Here is a 7459-nt window from a genome sequence, read left to right on the forward strand (position 1 = left end):
GCCGTCGCGCCCGAGCCAGAATCATATTCTGTAAGCTCGGGCGCGACGGTCAAGTGACGAGGAGCGGGCGATGGCGGAAGCGAAGGCGCCACAACAGCGCGGGGGGTACGCGAAGGAAGTCTCCGGGGAAAGACTCGCGGAGATCGGAATTCGCTTCGAGGTGGACGGTGAGATCGCGACGATCGCGCTGGACCGGCCCAGCAAGCGCAACGCACAGACGTTCGCGACCTGGGCGGCACTGGCTGACATCGGGGGCAACCTGCCTGAGCAGGTGCGCATCGTCGTCGTGAGCGGTGAGGGACCGTCCTTCTCGGCAGGTATCGACCTGCGAATGTTCACGCCTGAGGGGGTGCCCGGACAGGGCTCGTTCAGCTCGGCCGCGCAACTCGACGCGACAACGTTCGAGCAGCGCATCAGGCAGGCCCAGCAGGGATTCCTCTGGCTGCGCCGACCGGAGATCGTCTCCATCGCGGCCGTACAGGGGCACGCGATCGGCGCGGGGTTCCAGCTCGCGCTCGCCTGCGATCTGCGCATCGTGGCCGACGACGTCAAATTCTGCATGAAAGAACCGGCGCTGGGGCTGGTGCCCGATCTGACCGGCACCAAGCCACTGGTCGAGCTGGTGGGACTGGCCAAGGCGATCGACATCTGCCTGACCGCCCGCGTCGTGGAGGCCCCCGAGGCGCTGCGGATCGGCCTCGCCGAACGGGTGGTCGCCAGGGACGACCTGGCGGGCGCCGTACAGGACAAGATCGCCGAACTGCTGTCGACCAACCGGGACGCGGCCGCGGCGACCAAGCGACTCCTCCAGGGAGCGCACGCGCGCACCTTGGAGGAGCAGGCGGTGGCGGAGGGACTGGAGCAGTCGCAGCGGCTCAAGGCGCTGTTCGGCGGCTGACCCGCCGCCCCCGCGGCGGCACGAGGTGCCTCCCCTCCGCGAGTCCCCGGCGCGCGTCGGCGGGACGGCGGGCGCCGGCGGGCCGGTTTCGCGGTGAGCGGACCCGGGAACACCGCCCCCGTCCCGGACGCTCATCCAGGGCAGGAGGACCCGGATGGCGATGATGGGAGGGGGCTTCGGCCCCCAGGTGTTCATGTCGCTCAGACGCGACGACACCGTGACAAAACAGCGGCTGACCCCCGGCACGGTCCGGCGCATCGCGCGTTACGCCAGGCCGCACACCCGGCACATCGTCGCGTTCCTGCTGCTGGTGATGGCGAGCGCGGTGATCGTGGTGGCCAACCCGCTGCTGATGAAGGCGATCATCGACGACGGCATCCTGCCCGGGCGGGCGGGCGTCGTGGTGGGCCTGGCGGTGGCGATCGCAGGGCTGGCGCTGGTGGACGCGGGGCTGACGCTGGCGCAGCGGTGGTTCTCGTCGCGGGTCGGCGAGGGCCTGATCTACGACCTGCGCACCGAGGTGTTCGACCACGTGCAGCGCATGCCGGTCGCGTTCTTCATGCGCGCCCAGACGGGGGCGCTGGTCAGCAGGCTCAACAGCGACGTGATCGGCGCGCAGCGGGCGCTGACCAGCACGCTGTCGTCGGTGGTCAGCAACGTGATCAGCCTGGTCGTGGTGATGGGCGCGATGCTGGCGCTGTCGTGGCAGGTGACGCTGGTCGCGCTCGTGCTGCTGCCGATCTTCGTGGTGCCCGCCAAGTACGTGGGCCGCCGCATGTCCGCGCTGACCCGCGAGCAGATGCAGCTCGACGCCGAGATGAGCTCGGTCACCACCGAGCGCTTCAACGTGGCGGGCGCGATGGTGGCCAAGCTGTACGGCCGGCCGGAGGACGACGCCGCCGTGTTCGGCGCCCGCGCGGCCAGGGTGCGCGACGTGGGCGTGACGGTCGGCATGTACGGCACCGTGTTCCGGGTGGCGCTCGGCCTGGTCGCGGCGCTGGCGACGGCCCTGGTGTACGGCATCGGCGGCGTGCTGGCCGTCGGCGGGGCGTTCGAGCTGGGCACGCTGGTGGCCCTGGCCGCGCTGCTCATGCGGCTGTACGGCCCGCTCACCTCGCTGTCGAACGTGCACGTGGACGTGATGACCGCGCTCGTCAGCTTCGACCGGGTCTTCGAGATCCTCGACCTCAGGCCGATGGTGTCGGAGCGGCAGGACGCCCGCGACGTGCCCGGCGGGCCGGCGACGATCGAGTTCGACGACGTCCGCTTCCGCTACCCGGGGGCCGAGGAGGTCTCCCTCGCCTCACTGGAGTCGGTCGCCAGGCAGGACGTGGGCGGCCCGTCGGAGCCGGTGCTGAGGGGCGTGTCGTTCACCGCCCGGCCGGGTCAGCTCGTCGCGCTGGTCGGCCACTCGGGGGCGGGCAAGACCACCATCACCTCGCTGGTCTCGCGGCTGTACGACGTCGGCGAGGGCGCGGTGCGGATCAACGGCCTCGACGTGCGCGAGGCCACGCTCGCCTCGCTGCGCGACACCGTGGGCGTGGTCATGCAGGACGCTCATCTCTTCCATGACACGATCGGGGCCAATCTCCGCTACGCGAGGCCGGAGGCGAGCGACGAGGAGATCTGGGAGGCTCTCAGGGCCGCGCAGATAGGTGATCTCGTCGAGGGGCTGCCCGACGGCCTCGACACCGTCGTGGGCGAGCGCGGCTACCGGATGTCCGGCGGCGAGAAGCAGCGGCTGGCGCTGGCCAGGCTGCTGCTGAAGGCGCCGCGCGTGGTCGTGCTCGACGAGGCCACCGCCCACCTCGACTCGGAGTCGGAGGCGGCCGTGCAGCAGGCGCTGAAGACGGCGCTGGCCGGGCGCACCTCGCTGGTGATCGCCCACCGGCTGTCGACGATCAGGGAGGCCGACGAGATCCTCGTCGTGGAGGACGGGCGGGTGGCCGAGCGGGGCCGGCACGAGGAGCTGCTGGCCCGCGGCGGCCTGTACGCCGAGCTGTACCGCACCCAGTTCAGCGCTTCCCCAGATAGCCCAGTCTCGTGAGCTCCTCCTTGGCGACCTTCTCCACCAGCGTCGCGTCGCCGTGACGCAGCCGGGTGCGCCAGGAGCCGACCTCGCTCACCCGCGGCCCCAGCAGCCCGATCTTGGACACGCGCGTCTCCAGGAACTCCCCGAGCGCGGCCACCGCCTCCACCGGCCGCTGCACCAGGTCCTCGTAGCGCAGCGTCAGGAGCTGGCCCTCGGGCAGGTCGCGGCGGAGCGTCGCGCTCAGCCGCACGGCGCTGCGCCAGCGCAGGGCGCTCTTGCCCGCGGCGGGCATGCCCTTCCACCGGTCGAGGTGCTCGTCGCGGTTGACGCCGAGGAACGGGTTGGGGAACTCGGTGCCCTCCGACAGCATCACCGGCTTGAACCACGCCAGGCAGGCGGGGTCGTCCAGCATGTCGGCGGTCACGTCGCGGCCGTCGCGGATCAGCTGCACGAAGCGGGCGTCCGGGAACGACTGGAGCAGCACGGGCGCGCTGTAGAGCAGGTCGGGGCTGCCGTCGCCGAACCTGGTCACCTCGCTCGTGGCCACGCACGGGCCGTTGCCCGTCACGCCGCCGGCCTCCCGGCACGGCTCGGCGCACTGGCCGCACGAGCGGGCCAGCACCTGCCAGGACTCGGCGAGCGCGTCGCGCATCACGCGCACGGCCCCCGAGGTCCGGCTGATGGACGGCCGGCGGGCGAAGGCGTACACCACGTGGGCGACCGACGAGCGGCCCATCGTGACGTGGAAGCCGGGGGAGCGTTTGAGGGCGCGGGCGAGCAGGTCCGCGCCGGAGTGCGGGGCACCGAGCAGGAAGACCGGCCGGCGGACCTTGATGCCGTTGACCACGAGGATGTGGGGCGGAAGTCGCATACGAGAGGTAAGTGTGACACCGTTTGGCAGGTGAAAGAGCCAATGCCGGTCACGGTGCTCACCGGAGCGGGCATCTCCACCGACTCCGGGATCCCCGACTTCCGCGGGCCGCGGGGCGTGTGGACCCGTGATCCCGCAGCGCAGGCGCTCTTCACCCTGGACAACTACCTCGCCGACCCCGACGTCAGGCGCCGCTCGTGGCGGGCCAGACGCGACCACGCAGCCTGGGACGCCGAGCCGAACGCGGCCCACCTGGCCCTGGTGGAGCTGGAACGCTCCGGGCTGCTGCGCGCCATCGTCACCCAGAACGTCGACGAGCTGCACCAGCGCGCCGGGTCGTCGCCGGAGAAGGTCATCGAGCTGCACGGGACGATGTTCCGCGTCGAGTGCCTGACCTGCGACGGGATCACGCCGATGCGCGAGGCGCTCGACCGGCTGGCCGCGGGCGAGGACGACCCGCCCTGCGCCCGCTGCGGCGGCCTGCAGAAGGCCGGCACGATCTCCTTCGGCCAGGCGCTCAGGCCCGAGGTGCTCGGCGCGGCGCTCGACGCCGCCCGCTCCTGCGAGGTGTTCCTGGCCGTCGGCAGCTCCCTGACCGTCCAGCCGGCCGCGAGCCTGTGCGCCGAGGCGCTGGACGCCGGAGCCCGGCTGGTGATAGTCAACGCCCAGCCCACCCCCTACGACCCGTACGCCGACCAGGTGATCGACGACCCGATCGGCCAGGCACTGCCCACGCTCGTCAAGGAGTTCATCGATGCGGCCAGGTGACACCGTCGCCGTCGTCTCCCCGTCCGGCCCCCCGGACGCCACCCTGCTCGCCCGCGGCGTCCAGCGCCTGGAGGGGCTCGGGCTGAAGGTCGTGACCGGCGGCAGCGCGCTGGACCGCCAGGAGCTGCCCTACCTGGCCGGCTCCGACGAGGCGCGCGCCGCCGACCTCCAGGCGGCCTGGTGCGACCCGGCCGTCTCCGTCGTGTTCTGCTCCAGGGGCGGGTACGGCGCCGCCAGGCTGCTCGGCCTGCTCGACTGGGACGCCATGCGCGCGGCCGGGCCCAAGACGCTCGTCGGCTCCAGCGACATCACGGCGCTGCACCAGGCGTTCGGCGCCGAGCTGGGCGTGCCGACGCTGCACGGCCCGATGCCGGCCTGCAACCTCCTGGCGGCCGGGGAGGAGCCCGAGCCGGACACCTGGGAGCACCTGCTGGCCGCCCTGGAGCGCCAGGCGCCGCCCGTGACCGGTGACCGGGTGCTGGCGCCCGGCCGGGCCGAGGGCGTGCTGACCGGGGGCAACCTGTCGCTGCTGGCCTCCCTGTGCGGCACCCGCCATCAGCCCTCGTTCGAGGGCGGGCTGGTGCTGCTGGAGGACATCGCCGAGGAGCCGTACCGGATCGACAGGATGCTCACCCAGCTCCTGCGGGCCGGCTGCTTCGAGGGCGTGCGCGGGATCGCGCTGGGCTCGTGGGTGGACTGCGAGGACCCCTACCCGGTGCTGCGCGAGCGGCTGCTGCCGCTCGGCGTCCCCGTGCTCGCCGGGCTTCCGGTTGGCCATGGGTCACCACAGATGAGTGTGTGGCTTGGGGCTCTTGGGGTTATCGATACCGAATCGTGCTCGCTGGCTGGTCTGTTCCGCGACGAGGAGCAGGCAAGGTAGGAAGACACGGATAGGGACGAAACAGACAGAGGGGACACGGCGCGTGAACTTGTTCAAACGTGACCGGGAGCCCTCGCGGCGATCCATCGAGGACATCGACCTCGACTCGCTGCTCGGCCTCGTCGCCGAGTCGATGGGCCACACCTGCGCGTTCGCCGCCGACGGGGCCTCGCTGACGCTCGGTGGCGGCAGGGAGATCCTGGTCAGGCTCACCGGGCTGCGCCGCGAGGCGGGCCGCCGGGCCCGCGAGGACTGGCCGATGCTGGTCTCCGAGCACCTCGCGCACGCGGTCGCCGCCGCCGACGAGCTGCTCGACGTGTGCGACCTCGACCAGGTCAAGCCGCTGCTGCGGACCCGCGTCGAGTCGGTCGACGCGGTGCCCGACCTGACCAGGGTGGTCGGCCGCCACCTCAACGGCGACCTCGTCGAGCTGCTGACCGTGGGCTCGCGCGCGGTGCGGCCGGAGGAGGCCGGCTGCTGGCCCGTCCCGTCCGCCGAGGCCCTGGAGCTGGCCGTCGCCAACGTGCGGCAGGACGAGCGGCTGGAGGTCGAGTCCATCGAGCTGTCGGGCACGCCGGTGACCCGCCTGACCGGGCGCACCCCGGCCGCCGCCACCCACCTGCGCTGGCTCGGCGACCACCTGCCGGTGCCCGGCGACGGCGCGCTGGTCGTGCTGCCCGACCCGTACACGCTGATCGTCCACCCGGTGGACGGCATCGGCGTGGTGCGGGCGCTGGAGCGGCTGCGCGTGCACGCCGCCCGCACCGACGGGCTGAGCCCGCAGGTGTACTGGTGGCACGAGGACCGGCTGACGCTCATCAGGGCCGACATCGTGCTGCAGGACGGGATGACGCGGCTCGTGGTGGCGCCGCCGCCCGAGTTCGCCAGGGTGCTGGCCCGCCTCGCCGTCTGACGCCACCGGCGCCGCCCGCGGTCACCGGCACCACTGACCGGCCGCCCGCGCCGCCGCCTCAGCCGCGTGAGCCCGCCTGGCTCGCCTCGCCCAGGTCGGACAGCGCGCGGGCGGCGTGCACGAGGGGCACGTGGCTGAAGGCCTGCGGGAAGTTGCCCACCATGCGGGCGTAGCGCGGGTCGTACTCCTCGGCCAGCAGCCCCACGTCGTTGCGCAGCGCCAGCAGCCGCTCGAACAGCTCGCGCGCCTCCTCCTTGCGCCCTTGGAGGGCCATCACCTCCACCAGCCAGAAGCTGCACGCCAGGAACGCGCCCTCGCCGCCGGGCAGCCCGTCGACGTCGTTGTCCTCGGCGACCGGGTAGCGCAGCACGAAGCCGTCGGACATCAGCTCCTTCTCGATCGCCGCGACCGTCCCGGCCACGCGCGGGTCGTCGGCCGGCAGGAAGCCGATCATGGGCATGAGCAGCAGCGCCGCGTCGAGCGCGGTGGAGCCGTACGACTGGGTGAAGGTGTTGCGCCTGGAGTCGAAGCCCTTGTGGCAGATCTCGGCGTGGATCTCGTCGCGCACCTGGCGCCACCGCTCGACGGGGCCCGTCCTGCCGAACCGCTCGACGTACTTCACGCCCCGGTCCAGGGCCGCCCAGCACATCATCTTGGAGTGCGTGAAGTGCCTGCGCGGCCCGCGCACCTCCCACAGGCCCTCGTCGGGCTCGTCCCAGTGCTCCTCGACCCAGGCCAGCAGCTGGCGCTGGATCGCCCAGGCGCGGTCGTCGGCCGCCAGGCCCGAGGTCCGGGCGACGAACAGGCAGTTCATCACCTCGCCGTAGACGTCGAGCTGGAGCTGCCTGACGGCCTGGTTGCCGATCCTGACCGGGCGGGAGTCCTCGTAGCCGTCGAGCCAGCCCAGCTCCATCTCCGGCAGCCGGCGCTCGCCCGCCACGCCGTACATGATCTGCAGGTCCTGCGGGCGGCCGGCGATCGCGCGCAGCAGCCACGAGCGCCAGGCGGCCGCCTCGTCGAGGTAGCCGGAGTTGATCAGCGCGTCGAGCGTCATCGTGGCGTCGCGCAGCCAGCAGTAGCGGTAGTCCCAGTTGCGC

At 72.5% G+C, this 7459-nt stretch carries 7 protein-coding genes; 5 read left to right on the forward strand and 2 right to left on the reverse strand.

Features of this window, described 5'->3' with window-relative positions; genetic code table 11:
- Positions 1–70 precede the first annotated feature (70 nt).
- Entirely contained in the window at positions 71–898 is an 828-nt protein-coding gene (locus tag KME77_RS04020; RefSeq protein WP_219462043.1) for an enoyl-CoA hydratase/isomerase family protein, read from the forward strand.
- Between the two features lie 154 nt (positions 899–1052).
- Positions 1053–2945: an ABC transporter ATP-binding protein gene (locus KME77_RS04025; protein ID WP_219462045.1), complete on the forward strand. Its 1893-nt coding sequence runs from the start codon at positions 1053–1055 to the stop codon at positions 2943–2945.
- On the opposite strand, the gene KME77_RS04030 is transcribed toward KME77_RS04025, so the two are convergent.
- A complete protein-coding gene (locus KME77_RS04030) occupies positions 2914–3801 on the reverse strand; it encodes a sulfotransferase family protein (RefSeq protein WP_219462047.1) in 888 nt (295 codons plus the stop codon). The two genes, KME77_RS04025 and KME77_RS04030, sit on opposite strands and share 32 nt — an antisense overlap.
- 42 nt (positions 3802–3843) lie before the next feature.
- On the opposite strand from KME77_RS04030, the gene KME77_RS04035 reads away from it, so the two are divergent.
- Genes KME77_RS04035 through KME77_RS04045 form a run of 3 tightly spaced genes read left to right on the forward strand, consistent with a single transcriptional unit; the run spans position 3844 to position 6362 of the window.
- The gene (locus KME77_RS04035) at positions 3844–4569 is read left to right on the forward strand and encodes an SIR2 family NAD-dependent protein deacylase (RefSeq protein WP_219462054.1); all 726 of its coding nucleotides are present in this window, start codon (positions 3844–3846) and stop codon (positions 4567–4569) included.
- Positions 4556–5449, forward strand: coding sequence for a S66 peptidase family protein (locus KME77_RS04040; protein ID WP_219462050.1), 894 nt, complete (start codon positions 4556–4558; stop codon positions 5447–5449). Before KME77_RS04035 ends, KME77_RS04040 begins: the two co-directional genes overlap by 14 nt.
- Before the next feature lie 43 nt (positions 5450–5492).
- Positions 5493–6362, forward strand: a complete 870-nt coding sequence (locus KME77_RS04045; protein ID WP_219462052.1) for a hypothetical protein — start codon at positions 5493–5495, stop codon at positions 6360–6362.
- Positions 6363–6420: 58 nt separating this feature from the next.
- On the opposite strand, the gene KME77_RS04050 is transcribed toward KME77_RS04045, so the two are convergent.
- On the reverse strand, positions 6421–7459 hold a 1039-nt coding region (locus KME77_RS04050), incomplete at its 5' end, for a glycoside hydrolase family 15 protein (RefSeq protein ID WP_246609145.1).

It is taken from the genome of Nonomuraea rhizosphaerae, from assembly GCF_019396405.1.
Lineage (GTDB): Bacteria > Actinomycetota > Actinomycetes > Streptosporangiales > Streptosporangiaceae > Nonomuraea > Nonomuraea rhizosphaerae.